Origin of the sequence: Arthrobacter sp. StoSoilA2, assembly GCF_019977195.1 — a bacterium.
In the GTDB taxonomy this organism is placed as follows: domain Bacteria; phylum Actinomycetota; class Actinomycetes; order Actinomycetales; family Micrococcaceae; genus Arthrobacter.
In genome coordinates this window covers 4,735,763-4,757,325 of the sequence record NZ_AP024643.1, presented here as the reverse complement: position 1 = coordinate 4,757,325, position 21,563 = coordinate 4,735,763, and the positions used below count along the sequence as shown (strand labels likewise).

General features: G+C 62.9%; 19 protein-coding genes. 4 read left to right on the top strand and 15 right to left on the bottom strand.

Annotation, left to right across the window (positions count from 1 at the left end):
- Positions 1-9: 9 nt before the first annotated feature.
- Positions 10-210: a hypothetical protein gene (locus LDN82_RS21770; protein ID WP_224092810.1), complete on the top strand. Its 201-nt coding sequence runs from the start codon at positions 10-12 to the stop codon at positions 208-210.
- Between the two features lie 43 nt (positions 211-253).
- Here LDN82_RS21770 and LDN82_RS21765 read toward each other — a convergent pair whose 3' ends face one another.
- The 9 genes from LDN82_RS21765 to LDN82_RS21730 form a co-directional block, all read right to left on the bottom strand.
- Entirely contained in the window at positions 254-916 is a 663-nt protein-coding gene (locus LDN82_RS21765; RefSeq protein ID WP_224092819.1) for a GntR family transcriptional regulator, read from the bottom strand.
- Between the two features lie 36 nt (positions 917-952).
- A complete protein-coding gene (locus LDN82_RS21760; RefSeq protein ID WP_224165831.1) occupies positions 953-2,086 on the bottom strand; it encodes an FAD-dependent oxidoreductase in 1,134 nt (377 codons plus the stop codon).
- Between the two features lie 3 nt (positions 2,087-2,089).
- Positions 2,090-2,224, bottom strand: coding sequence for a hypothetical protein (locus LDN82_RS22615; protein ID WP_263422274.1), 135 nt, complete (start codon positions 2,222-2,224; stop codon positions 2,090-2,092).
- Between the two features lie 16 nt (positions 2,225-2,240).
- Positions 2,241-3,152: an ABC transporter substrate-binding protein gene (locus LDN82_RS21755; RefSeq protein WP_224165830.1), complete on the bottom strand. Its 912-nt coding sequence runs from the start codon at positions 3,150-3,152 to the stop codon at positions 2,241-2,243.
- A 23-nt stretch (positions 3,153-3,175) separates the two neighbouring features.
- Positions 3,176-4,582: an FAD-dependent oxidoreductase gene (locus LDN82_RS21750; protein ID WP_224165829.1), complete on the bottom strand. Its 1,407-nt coding sequence runs from the start codon at positions 4,580-4,582 to the stop codon at positions 3,176-3,178.
- Between the two features lie 51 nt (positions 4,583-4,633).
- Positions 4,634-5,368, bottom strand: a complete 735-nt coding sequence (locus LDN82_RS21745) for an SDR family NAD(P)-dependent oxidoreductase (RefSeq protein WP_224165828.1) — start codon at positions 5,366-5,368, stop codon at positions 4,634-4,636.
- A 66-nt stretch (positions 5,369-5,434) separates the two neighbouring features.
- On the bottom strand, positions 5,435-6,541 hold the full coding sequence (locus LDN82_RS21740) for an alanine racemase (protein WP_224165827.1): 1,107 nt from the start codon (positions 6,539-6,541) through the stop codon (positions 5,435-5,437).
- Positions 6,542-6,580: 39 nt separating this feature from the next.
- Positions 6,581-7,051 (bottom strand): RidA family protein, encoded by a 471-nt coding sequence (locus LDN82_RS21735; RefSeq protein ID WP_224092830.1) that lies wholly within the window; start codon positions 7,049-7,051, stop codon positions 6,581-6,583.
- Between the two features lie 17 nt (positions 7,052-7,068).
- The gene (locus LDN82_RS21730) at positions 7,069-7,758 is read right to left on the bottom strand and encodes a haloacid dehalogenase type II (RefSeq protein ID WP_224165826.1); all 690 of its coding nucleotides are present in this window, start codon (positions 7,756-7,758) and stop codon (positions 7,069-7,071) included.
- Between the two features lie 153 nt (positions 7,759-7,911).
- Here LDN82_RS21730 and LDN82_RS21725 point away from each other — a divergent pair, with 153 nt between their 5' ends.
- On the top strand, positions 7,912-8,679 hold the full coding sequence (locus LDN82_RS21725; RefSeq protein WP_224165825.1) for a glycoside hydrolase family 16 protein: 768 nt from the start codon (positions 7,912-7,914) through the stop codon (positions 8,677-8,679).
- Here LDN82_RS21725 and LDN82_RS21720 read toward each other — a convergent pair.
- The 5 genes from LDN82_RS21720 to LDN82_RS21700 all read right to left on the bottom strand — a co-directional run bounded on the left by LDN82_RS21720 (position 8,660) and on the right by LDN82_RS21700 (position 14,005).
- Positions 8,660-9,751 carry an ROK family transcriptional regulator gene (locus LDN82_RS21720; RefSeq protein WP_224165824.1) on the bottom strand — a complete coding sequence of 364 codons (1,092 nt, stop codon included), beginning with the start codon at positions 9,749-9,751 and terminating at the stop codon, positions 8,660-8,662. The genes LDN82_RS21725 and LDN82_RS21720 overlap by 20 nt on opposite strands.
- Before the next feature lie 53 nt (positions 9,752-9,804).
- Positions 9,805-10,731, bottom strand: a complete 927-nt coding sequence (locus LDN82_RS21715) for an ABC transporter substrate-binding protein (protein WP_224165823.1) — start codon at positions 10,729-10,731, stop codon at positions 9,805-9,807.
- 131 nt (positions 10,732-10,862) lie between these two features.
- Positions 10,863-12,218, bottom strand: coding sequence for an aspartate aminotransferase family protein (locus LDN82_RS21710; protein WP_224092855.1), 1,356 nt, complete (start codon positions 12,216-12,218; stop codon positions 10,863-10,865).
- Between the two features lie 15 nt (positions 12,219-12,233).
- Positions 12,234-13,295, bottom strand: a complete 1,062-nt coding sequence (locus tag LDN82_RS21705; protein ID WP_224165822.1) for a phosphotransferase — start codon at positions 13,293-13,295, stop codon at positions 12,234-12,236.
- A gap of 35 nt (positions 13,296-13,330) precedes the next feature.
- Entirely contained in the window at positions 13,331-14,005 is a 675-nt protein-coding gene (locus LDN82_RS21700) for a haloacid dehalogenase type II (RefSeq protein WP_224092889.1), read from the bottom strand.
- A gap of 236 nt (positions 14,006-14,241) precedes the next feature.
- Here LDN82_RS21700 and LDN82_RS21695 point away from each other — a divergent pair, with 236 nt between their 5' ends.
- A complete protein-coding gene (locus LDN82_RS21695; RefSeq protein ID WP_224092891.1) occupies positions 14,242-14,796 on the top strand; it encodes a hypothetical protein in 555 nt (184 codons plus the stop codon).
- Positions 14,793-17,771 carry an ATP-binding cassette domain-containing protein gene (locus LDN82_RS21690; protein WP_224165821.1) on the top strand — a complete coding sequence of 993 codons (2,979 nt, stop codon included), beginning with the start codon at positions 14,793-14,795 and terminating at the stop codon, positions 17,769-17,771. Before LDN82_RS21695 ends, LDN82_RS21690 begins: the two co-directional genes overlap by 4 nt.
- Here LDN82_RS21690 and metH read toward each other — a convergent pair.
- Positions 17,761-21,426, bottom strand: coding sequence for a methionine synthase (metH, locus tag LDN82_RS21685; protein ID WP_224165820.1), 3,666 nt, complete (start codon positions 21,424-21,426; stop codon positions 17,761-17,763). The two genes, LDN82_RS21690 and metH, sit on opposite strands and share 11 nt — an antisense overlap.
- Positions 21,427-21,563 lie beyond the last annotated feature (137 nt).

Genomic DNA, 21,563 nt, shown 5'->3' with positions numbered 1-21,563 from the left:
TGGTCTGTGATGGAAATCTTCATGTGGTGGCTGGACCTGCACTTGGACAGCAAGGAGTGGCTACGCGAAAACCTGCGTGCCGAGGAACTTCCGTTGCAGGTCCTGCAGCATATTGCCGAGGCCGGCGGCCCTCATCCGGACAAAGTCAGTGGGGTGCTGACGGTGCAGGATTGGGACTTCATTGAGACGCAGTCGGAGTTCGTGGACTAAGGCCGGGCCAGCGTCGCGGAAAGCCGGTTTACGTCTGCCCCGCTTACTTCTGCTGTAGGGGCTCTTCGTGGAGGGCATTCTGGAATTGACTGACCATTTCCTGGCGGAAGGCATCGAAGTCTCCGGCCAGCGCCAGTTCAGCCAATTTCTCATGCTCAACAGCGATTTCGTGGAGGTCGCTGTAGGTACGGTGATCGACCGCCAGGTACAGGCGCAGCTTGTTCTCCCACCCGTTCCACATGTTTTGCAGGGCGGTATTCCCCGAAAATTCGTAGAAGAGCCTGTGGAAACGAAGGTGGGCGTCAATGCTGCCGGGGATGTCATTGGTGTCGGTGGCCCGGTACAGTTCCTCGATGGTCTGCTTGAGCCGGAGCCGCTCGGGACCCCGCAGGGTGGGGGCTGAGAGCTCCGCAGCATAGGGCTCGACGAGTACCCGGATCGATGCAATTTCTGCGACGTCACGAGCGCTGACTTCTACGACGAAGGACCCCCGGAATGGGACCTTGACTACCAGCCCTTCTTCCTCGAGCTTTGTCAGCGCTTCACGGAGCGGGGATCGACTGATACCGAGGTCTGCGGCGATATGCGTCTCGCGCAGTTGTTCACCGGGCGGCACAGTTCCGTTCAGGATGGCGGTGCGGAGAACGCGGTAGACACCGTCCGGCGTCGTCATCCGCTGTTCCTGCCACGTGAACTTGCGGTCCATTTTCCGCCTCCCTTGTCGATTGTCGATTATACCGGCTTAGCTCGTCCTGAACCGTTCCGGGCGAACGAATTCCAGGCCGTCGAGCGACTGTTTACCGAGCGCCTCGTACGCGGCGATGTGGCCGAAGCCGGTGGCATTCTTGAAGCCGCCTCCGGAGAAGCCTGTGGCGCAGTAGATTCTGCTTGACCCACCTAGCCAGCCCACCAGTGGATTGCGGTCCTCGCTGTAGAGGTCCGGGAAGGCATCGGAGCGGACGATGCTGGGAACCAGGCCGGGCAGGAACTCGGTGACGGTTTCCAACGTGTCGGCAATTTCGGCTGTTGAGAGTTCCCTGGGGAAAGCATCGGGGTCCGTTGTCACCGTGCCCCGGCCGTCCAGGGTGGCTTTGACGGTAACGCCGTCAACGGCGGGTGCCCCGTACATGGAGCGGTCCTCGTACATCCGGCTGAAGGTGGGGAACTTCTCCGGGGTGAACTGCGCTGCGTCGCGGGCAACGAACCAGCTCAGGAAAACCCTGCGGGTTTCGGTGTGCGCCTTCAGGTCATCAGGCATGAGCCGCCGGGACCAACCCCCGGAGGCGACGATGACGTTCTCGAAGGTCCAGGAGGTGTCCCCGGAGGTGACCACAACGCCGTCGTTCGTTTCCCGGATGCTGGTTACAGGAGTGTTGGCAAGGACCGTTGCCCCGTTGGCCTGTGCAGCTGCAATCGCTGCCGTTACCGCCCGGTCAGTCCGCAGGACGCCGGCGTTCGGGTCGAACACCGCGGAGTCGTCAGCACGGAGGTTGTGCTGGGGGTAGCGTTCGGCCATTTCCTCACGGTTCAGGATCCGGTGGGCAGCCCCATTGATCCGGGTAGTCTCCAGAACGCTGCGGAGGTATGGCCCATCGGTGGTGCCGATGGAGAGCCCGCCACAGCGGGTGAGGATGTCCTGTCCCGTTTCTGCCTCGAGTTCCGCCCAGAGATCCCGTGAGCGCTCCAGGATGGGATAGAGCGCGGGGCTGCCGCGGTAGATCATGCGGAACAGCCGGGTGTCCCCGCCTACGGCGCTGCGTCCATGGGCGGGGGTGTGTGTTTCGAAGCCGGCCACGGAATCGGAAAGGCGCGAGGCCTGCCAGAGTGCCATGCTTCCGATGCTGCCCAGGCCGATGACGGCGAGTTTTCCGTCCATGGCTCAGAGCACCTCGAAATCTTCATGCATGAACAGCAGGGTGTCTGCTGTTTGACGGGTTTCGTGGGTTTGACGGGTTGCGCGGGTTTCGCGGGTTTCGGGGGCAAAGCCCATGCTTCTGTGGCTAATGGTTTGCATGAGGGGAGTACGTCTCCTAGTTGAGCTTGGCATCGGTGATAGCGCCGGATTCGAGGCCCCAATTCGAGAGGGACTTCTTGTATTCCGGGCTGTTCAGGACGGACTGGACGGCGGCCTGGAGGGCGGGGGTCAGGGGAGAGCCTTTCTTCAGGCCGATGGCCGTCAAGTCGCTGGAGCCGACGTTGACCTGGGGAGTCAGGATGGTGAACGATTTGGGCTGCTGCTTCTCGGCCCAGGCGAGGGAGGTTGTGTCGTAGAGGATGCCGTCGATCCGCTTGGACGCCAACTGTGTCAGGGCCTCCTGGACGTTGGGCAGGGTCACGGCGTTGATCGCGGGCTGTCCCTTGGAAGTGCAGGTCTGCTCCGAGAGGGCCGGGAGTCGCTTGAGTTGGCCTGTGGAGCCTGCTGTGACGGCAATATTCTTGCCACACAGGGTTTCGTTGGTGAGCTTCAAAGGATTTCCCGCGGCCACGGCCACTGAGTTGCCGGCTTTGAAGTAGTCGATCATGTCCAGGACCTTCAGTCGCTCCGGCGTTGGTGCCATGGTGGTGACGGTGAAGTCGTACCGGCCACCGTCAATGCCAGGAATGATGGTGTCGAAGACGGTGTTCTCGAACTTCAGCTTCAGGCCGAGCTTCTTTGCTACCAGGCGGGCGATATCCGGGTTCAGGCCGATCGGCGTCGAGTTGTCTTCAGCAAGAAACGTCGTCGGCGGGTAGTGCAAGTCCATGGCGACCGTCAGTTCGCCCTTGTCCTTATAGGACGCCGGCAGGAGGCTTACGGCCTTTTCGTCGGGCTGGACACCCACGGAGATATCGGCCGTTTTCGGATCTGTTGGGGACGTGCTTGTCGCCCCGCCACACCCGGTGAGGGCTAGCAGCAGTGCAAACCCTGCGGCTGCAGCCTGGATCTTGCTTATGGTCTTCATGGTGTGCCTCCGGGGGCGTTTCTCTATTCGTGTAGTCCGGCGAGCCTGCTGCCGAATCTGGCCAGGAGGGACGTCTTGGTGGAATCCTTGCGCTCTTCCCACTGATCAGCAAGACCGAAAAGCCGGTACATGCCGTGAACACCCATCCAGCGAATGGGTTCCGGTTCCCATTTCCGTGCGCGGTACCCAACCCAGGGGAGCGTGGTCCGTTCCGTTTGCCGTTCGAACGCCAATTCCGCGAGTGTCCGCCCGCCCACATAGGCGGCTGTAACGCCGTGTCCGGCATAGCCCGTGGACGAGCCAATTCCGGATGCCTGGTCCCATTGCACGCCGCCGTTCCAGTCGCGGGTGACGCCCAGGACTCCGGACCAGGCGTGGTCCACTTCGAGGTGGATGCCCGGGAAGAAGGACCGAAGCTTCGTGGAGATCAAGTCAACAGTTGACTGGGCTGTGGCACCGGCGGCGCCCGTTCCGGAGCCGTAGCGGTAGGGCCTTCCCCGGCCGCCAATGGCGATGCGTCCGTCCGCTGTCCGCTGCGAATAGATGAACGTGTGTGCGGAATCGCTGAGGCACTGAAGCCCGTTCCAGCCGATCTGCTGCCAGGCCTCGTCGGAGAGTGGCTTGGTCACGATCATCGAGGAGTTGATCGGTATCAAGGACCTGCTGCCCAGCAACTGACCGGAGTACCCTTCCGTGCAGATGAACGTTTTGGCCGCCGCGACCCGTCCATTGGCCAAGGTCAGGGTTTTGCCGTCGATGCTGTTTATCCGGCTGTTTTCGTAGATCGCCACCCCCATGGACGTCAGGGTGTCCGCCAGGCCGTAGACAAGTTTTGCCGGATGAATGCGGGCGCAGGGCTTGTAGAAGAGCCCGCCGTGGACGGTGGAGATGTTGATCCTGCTCTGGAATTCGTCCCGGTCGAGCAAGTGGACTTCGTCTTCGCTCAACCCGTACTTCCAGTCGGCGTCACGCCGGGCTACCAGCCGGCCCAGCCCCGCCTTGGTGTGGGCAGCGACGAGCGCACCGCCCTTGTGCTGGTCCGCGTCGATACCTTCGGCCTGAAGAATATTAAGGACAGAGTCGACGCCGGTCACGAACTCCTGCTGCAATGCCCGGCTTGCGTCCAGCCCTTGTCCGGATGCGCGGGCGAAGGTGGCCCGGTTTCCTGGGGGCATCGCCGAAAGCCAGCCGCCGTTTCGCCCGGAGGCTCCGTACCCGACCTGTTCCGCTTCAAAAACCGCCACCGAGAGTGAGGGCTCGAGCTTCTTGGCGAAGTATGCCGCCCAGAGGCCTGTGTAGCCACCGCCTATGATTGCCAGATCCACGGAGCCTTCGCCTTCGAAACGCGGGTACGTTGGCCGGTTTTCTGCGAGTCCGGCCATCCAGAAGCCGAGGTCTCCGTTTCGGGGTGTTGCTGTGAGGGCTTTCATCTTGTCCTACTTTGTGGGGAGTTGGTGAGCCAGTGGAAGGCGGTGCGATGCTTAGAAAGCGGTGTAACCGCCGTCGACGGGCAGTACAGCGCCCGTGATGTAGGACGATTCCGGGGACGCCATGAAAAGTATGGCGTCGGCAATTTCTTCCGGAGTGGCCAGGCGCCGGAGCGGGATCTGCCCCTCGCGTTCTGCCCGGTAGGCCTCGGGATCGGGCCTGCGCTGGAACGAGGCCTCGATGACGGGGGTGACGGTCAGTCCCGGCGCGACGACGTTGACGCGGATGTTGCGTGAGGCCCACTCGATTGCGGCTCCCTTGGCGAGCATGATGAGGCCGCCCTTGGCCGCGGAGTAAAGGACTTCATCGGGCTTGCCAACCATGCCCAGCCGTGAACTGACCAGGACGTACGAGCCTCCCGTAGCAGGCATCAACGGTGCGAAGTGCTTCATCATCAGGAAGGCGCTGAGGAGGTTGCTGTGGAGCACATTCCTGGCATCCTCATACGCCATCTCCGTCAGCGGGCCGCTTACCTGCAGGCCATGGTTAAGGACGACGACATCCACGGTGCCGAACGCTTCGGCGGCTTGGCGGGCGAGGCTTTCGACGAATGCCTCGTCATTGAGATCTCCAGGGACGTACACGTCATCGGTGTGGGCGCTGTCGAGTTGCTCCCTGCGGCCGGTGAGCAGCAGCCGGGCGCCTTCGCGGCGGAAGTGGGAACCCACTGCTTCCCCGATTCCGCTGCTGGCGCCGGTTATGACGGCAGTGGTCTTATCAAGTCTCATGATGGTCGTTCCTTGGTCGGTAAGTTGCTTGGTTGCGGGCTGGGGCGGACGTACGGTTCCCACGAATCAGCTCAGGAATCCGCGGGCATCCACCCGCCACCGTTCCAGCGATGTTCCCGTGCTGTCAGTGACGATGTACTCCTCGAAATTGACCACGACGGGGCAAACATGGTTCGGCACGATCGGGAGAACCTTGCCGACGCCGGGGTGGAAATCGCCGGCAGGCAGGGGGAGGAAGCCGTGGTATTCGTTGAGCTTGGAGAGAACGGCCGACGTCCCGGGGACAGCGCCATAGCCGATCTGGGGACTGCCTTCCCGGCCTAGTGCCTTGGTGCCTACATCGAGAATGACCTGATCGGGAACCCAGTCACTGACCACTGTGCCGGCGACAAACAGGGCGATCTGGTCTTCGGTGCAGGCCCCGAGCCGCATGTTGTTCAAGTCATTGAACACGTATTCGCCGGGCCTGATCTCGGTGATCACGTTGCTCGTGGCGTACTCGATGGTGGGTGTTGAGCCCGCGCTGACGACTTCTGCGCTGATGCCCACAGCGCTGAAGCTCCGCACCGCTGTGGTGAGCGCGGCTTCCTGGTCCACGGCGGCGCGCTGGCGGGCGTCCGGGCTGGCGCTTCCATGACCTGGATAGGTGAAGACGCCCACCGGCACCAGTCCCCGCCTCCGGGCGGCGGCGGCAAGTTCGCCGGCGAACTCGGGCGGCGCGCCGGAACGACGCGCACCGCAGTCCACCTCGATGACAACCTGCAGCCGTTCGGCCTCGGATCCCATCGCATCAGCAAGGGCATCGATCGCCGCGAAATTGTCGACGCCGACCCGCAGCCGGGTAGTTACCGCAAGTTTGCGGATGCGAAGGCCTTTCGTTCCCGAAGGCCAGATGGGGTAGGCGATAAAGATATTGTCGAAGCCGGCTGCGGCGAAGACTTCGGCCTCACCAACATTGCCTGCGGTGATTCCCACAGCTCCGGCCTTGACCTGGCGACGGCCGATTTCGACGCATTTGTGCGTTTTTACATGCGGTCTGACATCAAAGTCCTGCTGGGCAGCAAAGGCCTGCATGCGGTCGATATTGTCCTGCATAACGTCCACCAGCACGATCGGCGCCGGGGTGTCGACCCGCTCGACCAGAGCGTTGAGTGCTCCCTGGATACGGTTCACGCTGTTCTCCTCATGAATTTACCGCCAACATGTCCGTGCCTAAGCGGCTGTGCAGATCATCTGGATCTCTACAGGAGTGTTGGCCGGCAGCCCGGCGACGCCGATTGCTGTGCGGGCGTGCCGGCCGTTCTCTCCCAACACTTCGATGAGCAATTCGCTGGCCGCGTTGGCGACCCGCGATTGCAGGCCGAAGTCCGGCGTGCTGGCCACGAACACCAGCATCTGCACGATCCGGACCCGGTCCAGGTCTCCTACCGCCTGCACAGCCGCGGCAAGGCAATTGAGCGCGGCATGGCGGGCGAGCTCCCGCGCTGTCTCCAGCCCCACGTCCCGGCCGACGACGCCTTGGCCCAGCAGGACGCCGTCCTTGTATGGCAGTTGGCCAGCGATGTGGATGCTGGAACCCACCGCGCGGTGGTCCACGTAGTAAGGGCTATCAGCAAGGGTTGGAAGCTCCAGGCCCATGGCCCGGAGTCGATCCAAAGCCGAGCCCGCCGTAGTGACGCTCATCTGTAAACGAGTCCTTCTTAGGAAGCAGCAGGACGCGGAAGGCCGAAGAGGACGGGGAGCTCGGCAATGTCGGTGATCCGCTCGTAGCCGAGCCAGTGCTCGTCGTGTTCGAAGCCGCGATCTACATACACCTTGTTCTTGATGCCCAAGGTGGCTGCGGACCGCAGGTCGTACATCGGGCTCGCGGAGACGTGCACAATCTCGTCGGGCGTGACGCCAAGCTTGTCGAACATGTACTCAAACGCTCCGAGACGGGGTTTGTACATGCCCATCTGCTCGGCGCTGATGACGCTTGCGAACGGAGCTTGGAGGTTTTCCGAAAGCCGCTCAGCATGCGCGGTGTCGCTGTTGGTGATGATGACCAGGGGGATTGCCTCGGCCAGGCGGTTCAGGGCCTCGGTCACGCCCGGGTACGGGCCCCACGTGGGGACAATTTCGTAAACCGCCCTTGCGTCGGCCGCGCGGTATTCAAGGCCGAGCCTGCGTGAGGCGCGTTCCATGGAGTTGGCGATGATTTGGTGGAAGGGCTTGTAATCGCCCATGCACTCATCGATCCGATATGCCTTGGTGGCCTGCAGGTATTCATCGGCGAGCTCCGCCGGCAGGCGTTCGCCCAGGACCGCACGGGTCGCGTCGGCGATAGCGAACTTGATCAGTGTTCCGTTCATGTCGAACGTTGCGAACTTCGGCTTGATGTCGAATGCCATTTTTTCCTCCAGTTTGATTTTGTTTGATCTCGTCGATTGTCGACGAGAGCACGTTGAGAAGTACCGTCGATTGTCGACAATACTCGGGTTGGTTGTAGATTGTCAACGGATTGGTCCCGAAAAGTGCTGGGCCTATTCAACTAGGATTTGCTGATGACCGGAGAAATCATTGATGAGCGCTTTACCGATTCAGCACTGAACCCTGCCCTTTGGGTTGAGCACTACCTTCCCCAATGGACCGAGCCGGACCGGTCCCGGGCCCGCTACGATTTCGACGTTGACGGATTGCGGTTGCGTATTGATGCCGACCAGCCTGCCTGGCGTGAAGCCGACGGTCCCTTTCGGGTCAGTAATCTCCAAACGGGAACCTTCTCCGGGGGCCTCGGGACCACGCGGGGAACACACCGCCACCGACTCGATGGACTGCAGGTGGTGACTCCCCAGCCGACACGCCGGTTATGGACCCCAGTCACGGGAGAGGTCCAGGTAAGGGTGAGCGCAAGCGCGGACCCGACCTGCATGCTCGCAATATGGTTGGTGGGATTTGAAGAGTCCAGTCCGGCCGACTCCGGGGAGTTGTGCATCGCTGAACTTTTCGGTGACAAGATCGCGCCAGACAGCAGCACTGTTCGAGTCGGGATCAAGGCACACCACGATCCCCGGCTGACCACCGACGTCCGGAACATCCAGCTGCCCATTGATGCCACCACGCCGCACACATACGGTGTGCGCTGGTCCGGGACCGGGGCGGAGTTCTCCGTTGACGGACACGTCATCATGTCCAGCCCACAGGGTCTCGCCTACGAGCAGCAATTGATGATTGATCTCTTTGAATTCCCCGCTACGGAGCAGCGCGAAGCAGAAAACTATCCAAAGACCGCGCGGGTTCATTCCGTGGTTGCTACTGGGCTTCGAGCATAGATTCCCGGAGCCGGGACTGGACCAACGCCAGTCCCGCATAGGCCGCTCCCTGGGCCACCGAGAGTCCGACGACTTGCGGCACCACGGTGATCCCGGGGACTACCGGAAGGATTTGCGCCAGACGCCTGAGTGCCTCAGGAAGGATTTCGTCCACGAGCGGACTCAGGCGGCCCACGAAATATACGGACTCCGGGTCAAGCGTCACGGCAACGGCACCGACGGCGGCGACCACCGCCGTCGTAAATGCCTCAAGCACCTCCGCGCGGGACGCCGCATCCTTCGGTTGGGACCAGAGCGCTTGGATGTCGTCCAGGTCCAGTCCCCGACCACTTGCGAATTGGAGGAGTCCCTTTGTGCTTAACAGTCCCTCGAGTGTCTCGTTGCCAACACCGGCGAACAGAACCTCACCAAGGTGGCCGAAAGCCGAAGTCCGGCCCGGTGCGATTTCATGATCAGTGCAACTGGCGAAGCTCAGCTCCGTACTCAGCATGAAGAGAACGGCGTTTCCTATGGTCGCGTCACCCTTCAGGATCCCCCGGAGGGATGCGCTGGCATCGCTCTCAAGCACCACGGGAGCCTTCAATCGATCTTCAATCGTCTCTTGAAGAATTGCCGTACCCGTCCGGACACGGCCAGGCAGGGCGGCGACGATTTGGCGCAGTGGTCCCTCGGCGGAATCGCTGGTATCCACAACCAGGTCCAGCAACCACCCGGCGATGGCTTCTTCATCGCCGCCCTCCAAGCTGGGCACGATCACATGCCTGACCTCGCGGCCCCGCAGGTCCGTCACCAGGATGCAAGTGGTCCGTGCTCCGAACGAGATGCCCACAACATGCCCCGCCGTGCCGGGCACATCCAGATAGGTGGAGGGCCGGCCACGACGCGCAACCGCATTGACTCCCTGTTCGACGACGAGACCGTCGTAACGAAGCTCATCCACCTTCCGGGATACCGTGGCCTGGCTTAATCGTGTCAGCTCGATGAGCCTGGTACGCGTCAAGGGCGCCTCTGAAAGGACAGCATCAAGAACCCAAGCCTTGGTGTGGTCCCTTGCGGTGGGATTGGTACGCATAGCACAACCTTAATGAGATATCAGAGCGAAGCCGGGACGTGAGGGGGCCGGTACTAGCGGATCTTGGCCTCAGTAATAGCCGATTCTCCCAGGCCCCAGTAGTCCAGGGACTTCTTGTATTCGGGGGATTCCAGGACGGATTGGATTGCTTTCTGGAGTGCCGGGGTCAGGGGGGACCCCTTCTTCACGCCCATGGCGACATTGGTATCAGTGCGGGTATCCATGCGCGGCTGCAAGGTGGTGAAGTGGTTGGGCTGCTGATCGTTGGCCCACGCCAGGGCACTGGCATCGTAAAACACAGCGTCGATCCGCTTGGAGTCCAGTTGTGTCAGGGCTTCCTGGACGTTGGGCAGGGTGATCGCGTTGATGGCGGGCTTGCCCTGGGAGGTGCAAGTCCACTCCGAGACATTGGGCAGGTGCTTCAGTTGCTGCGTTGAGCCCTTGGTCACGCCAACGTTCTTGCCACAGAGCGTGTCATTGGTCAGGTTGAGCGGGTTGTCCTTCGCTACGGCTACGGCCGAGCCTCCCTTGAGATAGTTGATCATGTCCAGCACCTTCAGCCGCTCGGCTGTAGCGGACATGGTGGTGGCGGTGAAGTCGAAGCGGCCGCCGTCGATGCCGGGAATGATCGTGTCGAACGCCGTGTTCTCGAACTTCAGCTTCAGGCCCAGCTTCTTTGCTACCAGGCGGGCAAGATCCGGGTTCACGCCAATGGGGGTTTTGTTGTCTTCGGCGAGGAACGTCATCGGCGGGGAGCTTAGGTCCATCGCGACCGTCAGTTCGCCCTTGTCTTTGATGGCCTTCGGCAGCAACGCCACCGCGTCTGCGTCCGGCTGGACACCCTCTGAGATGTCACGGGTGTTCTGTGTCTTCGGAATCTCCGTCGCTTCAGTGCCTGTTGCGGCGCCACCGCATGCAGTCAGGGCCAACAGGACAGCGAGCCCCGCAGCAGCTGTTTGGATCTTGTGTGTCGTCTTCATGGTGCAACCTTTCAAGTGATTTCGGCTGGTGTAATACACAGAGTGCTTTCACGGTGGAAGGCACAATCCCCAAGCATTTGGTGGGAGCGCCAGGCTGGCCTGTTTGTTGCGCCCCTGTTTGTTGTTGCGACCTAGCGCAGAGCCTTGAAGGCACGGCCCATTCCTTCGAGCAGGCGATCGGCATCGTCACTGGAAAAGGGCATTGGCGGACGGATTTTCAGGACGTTGCCCTGGGCTCCGCAAGCCGAGATCAGGATCCGGTCCTGCCGGAGGGCATTGACTATGCCGGCGGCAGCCTCCCCATTGGGTGCGAGGGTGGATCGATCGGTCACGAGGTCGACGCCGATGAAGAAGCCGCTTCCACGTACCTCTGCCACCTGGTCCAGATTCCGGGTGAGGTCCTCCAGGCCAGTGAGGATCTTTCCGCCAACCTTCAAGGCGTTCTCCATGAGTGATTCGTCCCGGATGACGTCCAGGACGGCCTGGGCCGCCGCTATGGCTACTGAATTTCCGCCGAAGGTGTTGAAGTAGCGGATGTTCCTGCCGAACTCCTGCAGCAAGTCGGGCTTGAAGATTGCTGCCGCGACGGGAATGCCGTTACCCATGGGCTTGCCGATGGTCACGATGTCGGGGACGATTCCGTGGCGCTGGAAGCCCCACCATTCCTCACCGGTACGGCCGAATCCTGGCTGTACCTCGTCTGCAATGTACAGGCCGCCCACGGCATGGATCTCTTCGATGATGGGGCGGAGGAAGCCTGTCGGGCCAGCGAAGACGCCGTCGGAGGAGAAGATGCTGTCGGCGATGAAAGCAGCCACTCCGATGCCGTGCCGGTGAAGGTCTGCGATGGCTGCACGCACCTGGCTACGCAGGTGATCCTGCAGCGAGCCTTGATCGGATGAGTAGCGCAGGGCGTCGGGGGCGTCGATGACCCGCACGTTCGCACCCAGGGGCACACCCTTGCCCAATGAAGGTGAGAACGACGAGACCTCGGCAGTAAGGCCGTGGTATGCGCCGGCGGTGACGATGATGCCTTGCTGTCCGGTCACATATTTTGCGACGCGCATCGCGAGGTCGTTGGCTTCAGATCCAGTACAAGTGAACATGACATGGCCAAGCTCGGCGGGGAACGTTGAAAGCAGCTGTTCCGAGTAATCCAGGATGGATTCCTGGACGTAGCGGGTGTTGGTGTTCAGCGTCTGCATCTGCTGGTGGACAGCCTCAATGACACGCGGGTGGCCGTGACCTACAGAGGGAACGTTGTTGTAGACGTCGAGATATTCATTGCCGTCCCGGTCAAACAACGTGACACCCTTGCCCCGAACGATTTCCAGGGGCTCGTCGTAGAACAGTCTGTAGCCGGGCCCCAGACTCTTGTCCCGGCGTCGAATGCTCTTCTGTATCTGGTCCGGGAGCTCGTCCAGGCGGCTGGGATCGAAGCCATTGATCATGGCCCGGGAGGGCTTGCGGATTGGGGAAGTGCCCATGTTTTCTCCTGGAAGCTAAGGGGTCGGTTCAAGGTGTGAAGAAAGTTCTGGTGCCGGGGCCGCGGCGGTGGACGCGAGCCGGTCCCAGTCCGGCTTTGAGTGGGAGAGGAGATAGTCGCGCCTTTGCGGCAACTGGCTTGCGCGCCATTGGGTTATCAGGGCCCGCAGCAGCAGGCGCGCCTGGGCAGAGACGACCAGGGCTTCCAACTCCTGCCCCGGCAGGGGGCGGATGCTTCGATAACCGTTCATGACGTGGAGTGCTTGCTCCCAGGGGCTGGCCGGGTCGGCACCCAGGAGATTGGCCATGGTGACGCTGATGTCGAAGATGACAGGCGTTCGGACGACGTCCCCGAAGTCGATAATCCCGGTGACGTAATCAGGCCTGCCGGGATTGACGAGGACATTGAACGGACTGAAATCCCCGTGGACAACCTGGGACGCCAGCGTGCCGAGGAGCGGAACCACCTTTTCGTCGAACTGATCGAAAATGTCCTCCGCGAGAACGCGCTTTTCCTTCTCATCGACATAGTCAAGAAGGGGGCGCATCCGGTGGAAATGCTTAAGGTCCCAGAGCAGCAAACGGTCCGCGCGGGGATGTTCGAAATCCTGCAACGCAATCCCCAGGCGGGCCAGGCTTGAGCCCACCAATCGCAACTGGCCAGCGGACGCGTCCTGATTGGCCAGCAGGTCCCCGGGCAGGAACCGCATCACCCGCAATACCCGGTCGAAGGCTCCGGTAGGCGCCGAAATGAGGACCTGCGGCTCTCCGCCAAGGCTCCTGACAAGACGCTGGACTGGAAGTTCGGGGGCAGTCCGTTCCAAATGCTCCATGCAGGCCGTTTGAAGGTGGACGATCACTGGGTCCTCATCCGAGGGAGAGATCTTCACCAGATACGTTTCGTCCCCGTCCCGGAGCCGGAAAGTCTCGTCCTTCTCGGTGGGAATCCTAACCAGCGTTCCCTTCAGGCCGTAGAACTGTTCAAGCAGCTCCAGGACGGCGGGGTCAGCGAGCTGCGGATGTTCCGCCAGGAGTCCACTCTCTGATGCCACTGCTTGGATAAAAGCAGAATCGCTCATTTCACCCTTTCATCGACGGAGAGCCGGCAAGCGGTTTAGAGGCCGAGGTGCTTGTTGATCTCGTCCAGGGACTTAACGCTCTTGTAGTCGTAGCCGCCGGTGATGGGGTCGTAGCCGCGGTCCAGAACCCAAAGGTTGCGGAAGCCCATGTCGTGCATCGGGTGCATGTCGTACCGCGTGTGCGAGGCGATGTGAAGGAAATCTTCCGGCTTGGCGTTCAGGGTATCGAGCATGTACTCAAAGGCTTGGTACCGCGGCTTGTAGGCCTGGGCCTGTTCGGCGGTCAGCACGGCATGGAAGTCAGCACCGAGCTTGGGGATGCTGATCTCCAGGAAGCTGTCGTCGGCGTTGGATAGGGCAACCAGCTTGTAGTTGTCGCCCATGAGCTTAAGCGGCGCCGGCACGTCGTCGTGGGCGTCAAAACCGCGTACAGCGTCAGCGAACTCTGCCCCTGCGCCCGGGGTTGGGCCTATGCCAAAAAACTTGCAGACCCGGTCGAAGGAATTCTGAAGGATCTGCTCGTACGGCTTGTAGTCGCCAAGAACCTCGTCGAAGCGGTATCCGCGGAAAACCTTCTTGAACGCAGGCCACTGCTCTTCAGGCAAACGGCCCGCGAGCAGGCGGCGGGTAGTGGAGTCGGTATCCCAGTTGATCAGTGTGCCGTAGATGTCAAAGGAGATGTACTTCGGGCGGGAGTCTGTAGTGGCCATGGTGGGTCCTTTCAGTGGAGGTCCAGCGGGAGGGGCCGCTCGCTCGCTTCGGGCAATGGGCCTTCTGATGCGAGCGAGTGGAGGTTTTTCATTCACTATGAATCTAAATCGGCCACTGTCAATTGTCAACAATTTCTTCGAGATTTGTTGAGCGTCTCAGCGCCAGAGCATCGCCACTGAACGTCACACAACCCGGCACATCCAAATCCAGCCAAGCAACGTCCTACCCTTGGATCGTGACTTTTTCCAAGATCCGCACGGCCGCCGCGAACTCCCTCGCCGCCGCTGGTCTCCTGATTACCCTCGCTGCCTGTTCCACGCCGGCCGCCACCCAGCCAAGCGCCTCCGCCCCCGCCTCTGAAGCAAGCGCTTCAGCTACTGCTGCCGGGCCCTGCAGCGGCGTGAAGGTCATTGTCGATTCCGGCGCCCTGAAGCAACCCGCCGCCGAGAAGACCGTTTGCGTGGCAGTGGATGCGCCGACGACCGCTGCCAAAGTGCTCGATGAGGCCAAGGTGAAGACCGAAGGCACCACCCAGTACCCCACCGAACTGGTGTGCCGGGTCAACGGCGTGCCGGCTGCCGACTTCGACATCACCCACAAGGGCGGCACATACCGCGAAGAATGCAGCAAGATGCCCGCGGCCTTTGCCTACTGGTCCATTTGGGTCAAGCCCGCCTCCGGTGACTGGGCCTACGCCCAGGAAGGCCTCGCCACCCAACAGGTGAAGCCAGGTGAGAGCCTAGAACTGCTGTACACCATCGACGGCGCACCGGCCGCACCCAAGGCATGACCTTTCGACCCGCGCCGTTACGCGCTGCCGCGGCGCTTGCCGTCGTGTTCATAGCGGCGCGGGTCATCTACCGCATCCTTTTCAACGGCGCGGGCACCGTTGGGCCCGTGCTGCTGGAGTTGCCGTCAGTGCGGCTGCCCGCCCCATACGCCCACGTGGTCTTCCTCGGCCCAGTAACATCGCCTGGTCTGTGGGAGGCGGTTGCTTCAGCCCTGCCGATTGCCGGGATCATCTTCGCCTTCGGACTGCTCAACTCCTTCGTGGACGTGGCAGGGGGCTTCATGCGGCTGGCCCGCGGCGGTCCATTCCAGGGCATAGCCCGCACACTCGTGGTGGCTTGGGCTGCGCTCCCCGCGCTCGCCGACGCCGTTGCCTCCGTCCGCTTGGCCTTCCGGCTGCGGGGTGAACGCCTGGGCCCGCGAGCCCTTGTTCCCGTACTTGAGCGAACTCTTGAGCACGCGAGCCGCGTGGCCGCAGCCTTGGAATTGCGCGGCTTCGGGAGCAAGGCGGCTCATCAACCCGCCAGCGATCCCGGGTTGCCCCTTGAGATCAGGAATGCCCAATTCCGCATCGGTGATACGCGGCTGCAGGTCGAAAACTTCAAGCCAGACCGCGGGACAGTAACGATAATTACCGGACCCACCGGCTCCGGTAAGTCCACCATCCTGCGGGGTGTAGCGGGACTGCTTTCACACGTCGACGGCGGAGAACTCACTGGCACGGTCCGTGTCGCCGGAGTGGACCGTGCCGGAGCACCGCCGCGCGATACTGCCGGCGTCGTAGGCGTTGTCCTGCAAAACCCGCGCGCGGCCTTCGCCAGCACCCGCGTACGAGACGAAATCTCGCTTTCCCTTGAACTGCGCGGCGTTGCACCCGCCATCGCCAGGGCCCGCACGGTGGAGGTCGCGGAGTGGATTGGAGTGTCTGCGCTCCTGGACCGGAACCTCAACTCCCTCTCGGCTGGCGAGGCAACGCTCGTGGCAATCGCCGCCGCCGTGGTGGAGCGCCCGGCCCTGCTCCTGGTTGACGAGCCGCTTGCTGACCTCGACGCCACGGCCCGCGCCCGCGTCATCGCCGTACTCGACACCCTCGCCCGTGGATCCGGCATCTGCATCATTGTGGCTGAGCATCGGGCGGAGCCGCTGTTGCCGGTCGCCGATTCGTGGTGGAGGATTCACGACGGCGGCTTGGTAGCAGGCGCGGCGCCAGCACCTTCGCGTCCGCTTGGGATCCGCCCGGCGCCGGCAGTGACGCCGGGATTGGCGCAGTCAATGGCGTCCGCACCCGCACCGGAACACCCGCCGGTGCTGACTGCGGCCAAGCTGGCGGTGCACCGTAACGGCAAGCCGCTCGTCCGCGAAGCCTCCCTGGCCCTGGGCCGTGGGGAAGTGGTTGCCTTGGTCGGCCCCAACGGGGCTGGGAAGTCCTCGCTCCTGGTGGCCATCGCGCTCGGAGAAGGAACCAGCGGCACTGTCGACGGCGGCCGGGTCGCCTTGGTTCCGGACGCCTCTGACGACCTTTTCACGCGGGACACGGTGGCTGCCGAACTGCGGGCGGCAGATAGACGCGAAGCGCGCGCCCGGCGTAAATCCGGCGGGAATGGCTCGGACAGGACCGTGCCAGAACCGGCAGCGGCACGCTTGGCCCGATTGCGTGGTGACGTCCGGATTCCGATAGGAAACGAGCACCCGCGGGACCTGTCGGCCGGAGAGCGCCGTATCCTCGCCATCACCCTTCAGACCGCCGATGATCCCCAGGTCCTCCTTATTGATGAGCCCACCCGTGGGCTCGATCCGGAGGCCCGCGCAGGAGTCTCGGCCGCCTTGCTCGCGTTGGCGGACACCGGCGCGGCCGTCCTGATCGCCACGCATGACCTCGATTTCGCCCACGGCCTGGGCGCCCGGATCGTGCAGATGGACGACGGCGTGGCGCCTGCCCCCCAAACCGAAGCCGTACTCCCATCCGATAGCGACGCCGGCCCGGCGACCTCCACACCCACGGCAGCAGAGCAGCCCGGAGCCATCCAGAACCTTGAGGCCTCCCAGTTCATCGACGGGGCAAAAGACACCCGATCGGCAAATGCTGCTACCCCAAAGGGGGCTCACTACCTCCGTTTGCCACGGGCCTTGGAGATCGCGATTCTCGCGGCTGCCAACGTTTTGGCCCTGGGAGCGTTCTGCTGGCCATTGCTCGCGGCGGCCCTGCCCGAGGATGCGGCCGCGGCTGTGCCTTTCGCGGCCCTGGCGATTGCACCGCTTGCCGTTGTGGGCATTGTCGTGGCCCTCGACGGCTCGGTCCGTTCCGCACACACCGTGGCCCTGCTGGGCGTCCTGGCCGCCGTCGGTTCGGCAGTTCGCGTGGCGAGCACCGGCGTCGGGGGAGTCGAAGCAGTGTTCATCCTGCTGATCCTGGCTGGCCGCGCCTTCGGTGCCAGATTCGGAATGCTCCTTGGCGCGGCCACGATCGCGGTGTCCAGCGCACTGTGGAGCGGCATCGGCCCTTGGTCGCCGTTCCAGATCTTCGCCTGCGCATGGGTGGCGGCGGGGGCGGGCCTGTTGCCGCGCAGGGTTCGCGGACGGGCTGAACTATGGATGCTTTGCGGCTATGGCGTCGTGGCGTCCTACGTTTTCGGTCTGCTCACCAACCTGTGGTTCTGGCCGTTCGCCGTCGGTGCCGGAACCGGCATTTCGTACGTGCCCGGCGCCCCACTGGCCACCAACCTCAGCAGCTTCCTGCTCTACTCCCTTTTGACCTCGACGGCGGGATGGGACACCTTGCGCGCCATCACTACCATCATCGGAATCTTTGCGGTGGGACGGGCTATCCTCGCCGCTTTCAGGCGGGCGAAGCCGGTCTCCGGCCCGGGCGTTCGAACTACCCGGGCTGAGGACGCGGGGTCCAGGAAGACGGGCATGAAGAATGACCGCCGTCCCCAACACCCCCAAACCACAGACCCGCACCAACTCACACCTTGAAGTACTTGGCCTCCGGGTGGTGGAACACGAAAGCATCCGTTGACTGCTCCGGGTGGAGCATGAGTTCATCGCTGAGGATCACGCCCATCCGTTCGGGCTTCAGCAACTCCGTGACCTTGCGGCGGTCCTCCATGTCCGGGCAGGCCGGATATCCCAGGGAGAAGCGTGCACCGCGGTAGTCGAGCTTGAAGTAACCGGCTTTGTCCTTGGGCTCTTCGGCTGCGAAACCCAGCTCGGAACGGATCCGCGCGTGCCAGAATTCAGCCAGTGCCTCGGTGAGCTGCATGACCAGGCCATTGAGCTCGTAATAGTCGCGGTAGTGGTTTCCCGCGAAAAGCTTGGAAGTCACTTCTTCGATCTTCGAGCCGGCGGTGACCAGCTGGATCGGCAGGAGGTCGATCTGGCCCGATTCCCGGGAGCGCACGAAGTCGGCGAGGCACAAGTGCCGGTCCCGGCGCTGGCGTGGGAAGTCGAAGCGCAGGCGCTCGGTGCCGATGGGTCCGCCTGAACCACCATCGGGGGCGAGCAGACCGGGGATGCCGAGGACGCCGTCGTCGTCCTCACCGTGGTGCAGCACCACCACCTGTTCGCCCTCGGACACAACGGGGAAATAGCCGTAGGCGACCGAAGCGTCGAGCATTCCCTCGGCAAGGATCCGGTCCAGCCAGTACCGCAGACGGGGCCGGCCTTCAAGTTCCACCAGTTCGTCGTAGGAGGCGCCGTCGTCTCCCCGCCCAGGTTTGAGCCCCCACTGGCCCATGAAGGTTGCGCGCTCATCGAGCAAAGCAGCATAGTCGTGCAACGCGACGCCGCGCACAATCCGCGTGCCCCAGAATGGGGGAGCGGGGACAGGGTTTTCGGCGGTGACGTCGGACCGGCCGGGCATTGCCTCCGGTTCGGTCACCGTGAACTTCGGGCCACTCTTGTGGATCCGCTTCTTCAGCGGCGGGAGGCCCACCGCGTCCGGGTCAGCGCCGCGGGCCACCTGCACCAACGGTTCCATGAGGGAGAGGCCCTCAAAAGCGTCCTTGGCATACCTGACGGTGCCTTCGAACTGCTCTGCCAGGTCCTGCTCCACGTAGGCGCGCGTCAGTGCCGCACCGCCGAGGATGATCGGCCACTTTTTCGCCAAGCCCCGGGACTGGAGCTCGGCAAGGTTTTCCTTCATCACGACCGTGGACTTCACCAACAGGCCGGACATCCCGATCACGTCGGCGTCATGCTCCTCCGCGGCGGCCATGATCTCGGCGATTCCCTGTTTGATGCCGATGTTGACCACTTTGTAGCCGTTGTTGGTGAGGATGATGTCTACGAGGTTCTTACCAATATCGTGCACGTCGCCGCGAACGGTGGCGATCACCATGGTGCCCTTGCCCGATGAATCCGACTTCTCCATGTGCGGCTCGAGCAGTGCGACCGCGTTCTTCATCACCTCAGCGGATTGCAGCACAAACGGAAGCTGCATCTCGCCGGCGCCGAAGCGCTCACCAACAACCTTCATGCCCTCCAGCAGTTGGTCGTTGATGATGCCCAGCGGGGTCATGCCTTCGCTGCGGGCGAGGTCGAGGTCCTCCTCGAGGCCCTTGCCTTCACCGTCGATGATGCGCCGCTGCAGGCGTTCGCCGGTGGGCAGCGCGGCGAGTTCCGCGGCACGCTGGTCCTTGAGCGCGGCGCTGTCCACGCCCGCGAACAGGTCAAGCATGATGGCCAAGGGGTCATGGGTGACGTTGCCGTCGGCGTCGTACTCACGGCGGTCCCACACGAGGTCCAGGGCCACCTTGCGCTGTTCGTCCGGCAGCGATGCAAGCGGGACGATCTTCGCGGCGTCGATGATGCCGCTGGACAGGCCAGCCTGGACGGCCTCGTGCAGGAATACCGAGTTCAACACCATACGCGCGGCAGGGTTCAGGCCAAAGGACACGTTCGAGACGCCGAGGGTGGTCTGGATGCCGGGGTACTTCGTGGTGATCTGGCGGATGGCCTCAATGGTTTCTATGGCGTCCCGGCGGGTTTCTTCCTGGCCCGTGGCGATGGGGAACGTCAGGGCATCTACGATGATGTCCTCGACGCGCATTCCCCATTCGCCCACCAACGCGTCTACGAGGCGGGAAGCGATGGCCACCTTGCCTTCGGTGGTGCGGGCCTGGCCCTGTTCGTCGATTGTCAGGGCAATCACGGCCGTGCCGTGTTCCTTCACAAGCGGCATGATGCGCGCAAAGCGGCTGGTGGGGCCGTCGCCGTCTTCGTAGTTGACCGAGTTGACCACTGGGCGGCCGCCGATGTGCTCAAGTCCGGCCTGCAGCACAGGCGGCTCTGTGGAGTCGATGACCAACGGGAGGGTAGAGGCCGACGCGAAACGCGAGACGATCTCCTTGATGTCCGCAACGCCGTCGCGCCCCACATAATCGATGCAAACATCGAGCAGGTGCGCGCCGACCCGGACCTGCTCGCGGGCAATATCCACGCAGTCGTCCCAGCGCTCTTCCAGCATCGCTTGGCGGAACGCCTTGGAACCGTTGGCGTTGGTGCGCTCACCGATGGCAAGGTAAGCGGACTCCTGGTCGAACGGAACGTGGTGGTAGAGGGACGCGACGCCGGCCTCCCGCTCGGTGGGGACCCGGCCGCCGGCGCTTTTCGTGCTGCCGGTGACGGTCCCGGCGTCGGGCGTGTTGACGTTGCTGCGGAAGGGCTCAAGACGTTCGACGACGGCGGCCATGTGCTCCGGCGTCGTACCGCAACAGCCGCCCACCAAACCCAAGCCGAATTCACGCACGAACTGCTCGTGCGCAGTGGCGAGTTCCGAGGGGGAGAGCGGATAGTGCGCGCCCTCCGCGCCGAGAATCGGGAGCCCGGCGTTGGGCATGCAGGCGATAGCGACAGAGGACTGCTTGGAAAGGTGCCGCAGGTGCTCGCTCATCTCATCCGGACCCGTGGCACAGTTCAGGCCGATGGCATCGACGCCCAACGGCTCCAAGGCGGTGAGTGCAGCGCCGATTTCGGAACCCATCAACATGGTTCCCGTGGTCTCCACCGTCACCTCAACAAAGATAGGGAGGCGGACGCCGCGGGAAACGATCGCCTGCTTGCAACCGTTCACGGCGGCCTTCGTCTGCAGGAGGTCCTGGCTCGTTTCGATGAGGAATGCGTCGGCTCCGCCGTCGATGAGGCCCTCGGCCTGCAGGGCAAAGGTCTTCTTGAGGTAGTCGTAGCTTGTGTGGCCGAGGCTGGGGAGCTTGGTGCCCGGACCCATGGACCCCAGGACCCAGCGCTCGCGGCCGTCCGTCGCTTCAGCTGCCTCGGCGCGTTCGCGGGCGATTTTCGCGCCCTTGTACGCCAGCTCCGCGATGCGGTCATCGATGCCGTAGTCCGAGAGATTGGACCAGTTCGCGCCGAAAGTATTGGTTTCCACGGCGTCGATCCCCACGGCAAAGTAGGCGTCGTGAATGTCGGCGATGACGTCCGGGCGGGTGTCGTTGAGGATTTCGTTGCAGCCTTCAAGATTTTGGAAGTCCGTGTCCAGGGACAGTTCCCGGTCCTGCAGCATGGTGCCCATGGCGCCATCGGCGATGACGACGCGCTGGTTCACCGCATCAAGAAGGGACTGGGAACGGCCAGGGCGGGGGACGGAATCAATGTCAAGGGCAAAACGGGCCATATAGACAGAGTACGGGTGGGGTGTGACACAGCACGGAGTGTTTCCGTGTACTACGACGGCGGGTGGTTGCCTTTCTCGGCGGGCCGGTGCCCGAGCCTGGCGTCCACGCTAGCCACCAATGAACCCGATGCGTCAGA

Coding starts and splice junctions, on each gene's coding strand:
- LDN82_RS21770 (WP_224092810.1), top strand. CDS start 10: ATGGAAATCTTCATGTGGTGGCTGGACCTGCACTTGGACAGCAAGGAG.
- LDN82_RS21765 (WP_224092819.1), bottom strand. CDS start 916: ATGGACCGCAAGTTCACGTGGCAGGAACAGCGGATGACGACGCCGGAC.
- LDN82_RS21760 (WP_224165831.1), bottom strand. CDS start 2,086: ATGGACGGAAAACTCGCCGTCATCGGCCTGGGCAGCATCGGAAGCATG.
- LDN82_RS22615 (WP_263422274.1), bottom strand. CDS start 2,224: ATGCAAACCATTAGCCACAGAAGCATGGGCTTTGCCCCCGAAACCCGC.
- LDN82_RS21755 (WP_224165830.1), bottom strand. CDS start 3,152: ATGAAGACCATAAGCAAGATCCAGGCTGCAGCCGCAGGGTTTGCACTG.
- LDN82_RS21750 (WP_224165829.1), bottom strand. CDS start 4,582: ATGAAAGCCCTCACAGCAACACCCCGAAACGGAGACCTCGGCTTCTGG.
- LDN82_RS21745 (WP_224165828.1), bottom strand. CDS start 5,368: ATGAGACTTGATAAGACCACTGCCGTCATAACCGGCGCCAGCAGCGGA.
- LDN82_RS21735 (WP_224092830.1), bottom strand. CDS start 7,051: ATGAGCGTCACTACGGCGGGCTCGGCTTTGGATCGACTCCGGGCCATG.
- LDN82_RS21730 (WP_224165826.1), bottom strand. CDS start 7,758: ATGGCATTCGACATCAAGCCGAAGTTCGCAACGTTCGACATGAACGGA.
- LDN82_RS21725 (WP_224165825.1), top strand. CDS start 7,912: ATGACCGGAGAAATCATTGATGAGCGCTTTACCGATTCAGCACTGAAC.
- LDN82_RS21720 (WP_224165824.1), bottom strand. CDS start 9,751: ATGCGTACCAATCCCACCGCAAGGGACCACACCAAGGCTTGGGTTCTT.
- LDN82_RS21715 (WP_224165823.1), bottom strand. CDS start 10,731: ATGAAGACGACACACAAGATCCAAACAGCTGCTGCGGGGCTCGCTGTC.
- LDN82_RS21710 (WP_224092855.1), bottom strand. CDS start 12,218: ATGGGCACTTCCCCAATCCGCAAGCCCTCCCGGGCCATGATCAATGGC.
- LDN82_RS21705 (WP_224165822.1), bottom strand. CDS start 13,295: ATGAGCGATTCTGCTTTTATCCAAGCAGTGGCATCAGAGAGTGGACTC.
- LDN82_RS21700 (WP_224092889.1), bottom strand. CDS start 14,005: ATGGCCACTACAGACTCCCGCCCGAAGTACATCTCCTTTGACATCTAC.
- LDN82_RS21690 (WP_224165821.1), top strand. CDS start 14,793: ATGACCTTTCGACCCGCGCCGTTACGCGCTGCCGCGGCGCTTGCCGTC.
- metH (WP_224165820.1), bottom strand. CDS start 21,426: ATGGCCCGTTTTGCCCTTGACATTGATTCCGTCCCCCGCCCTGGCCGT.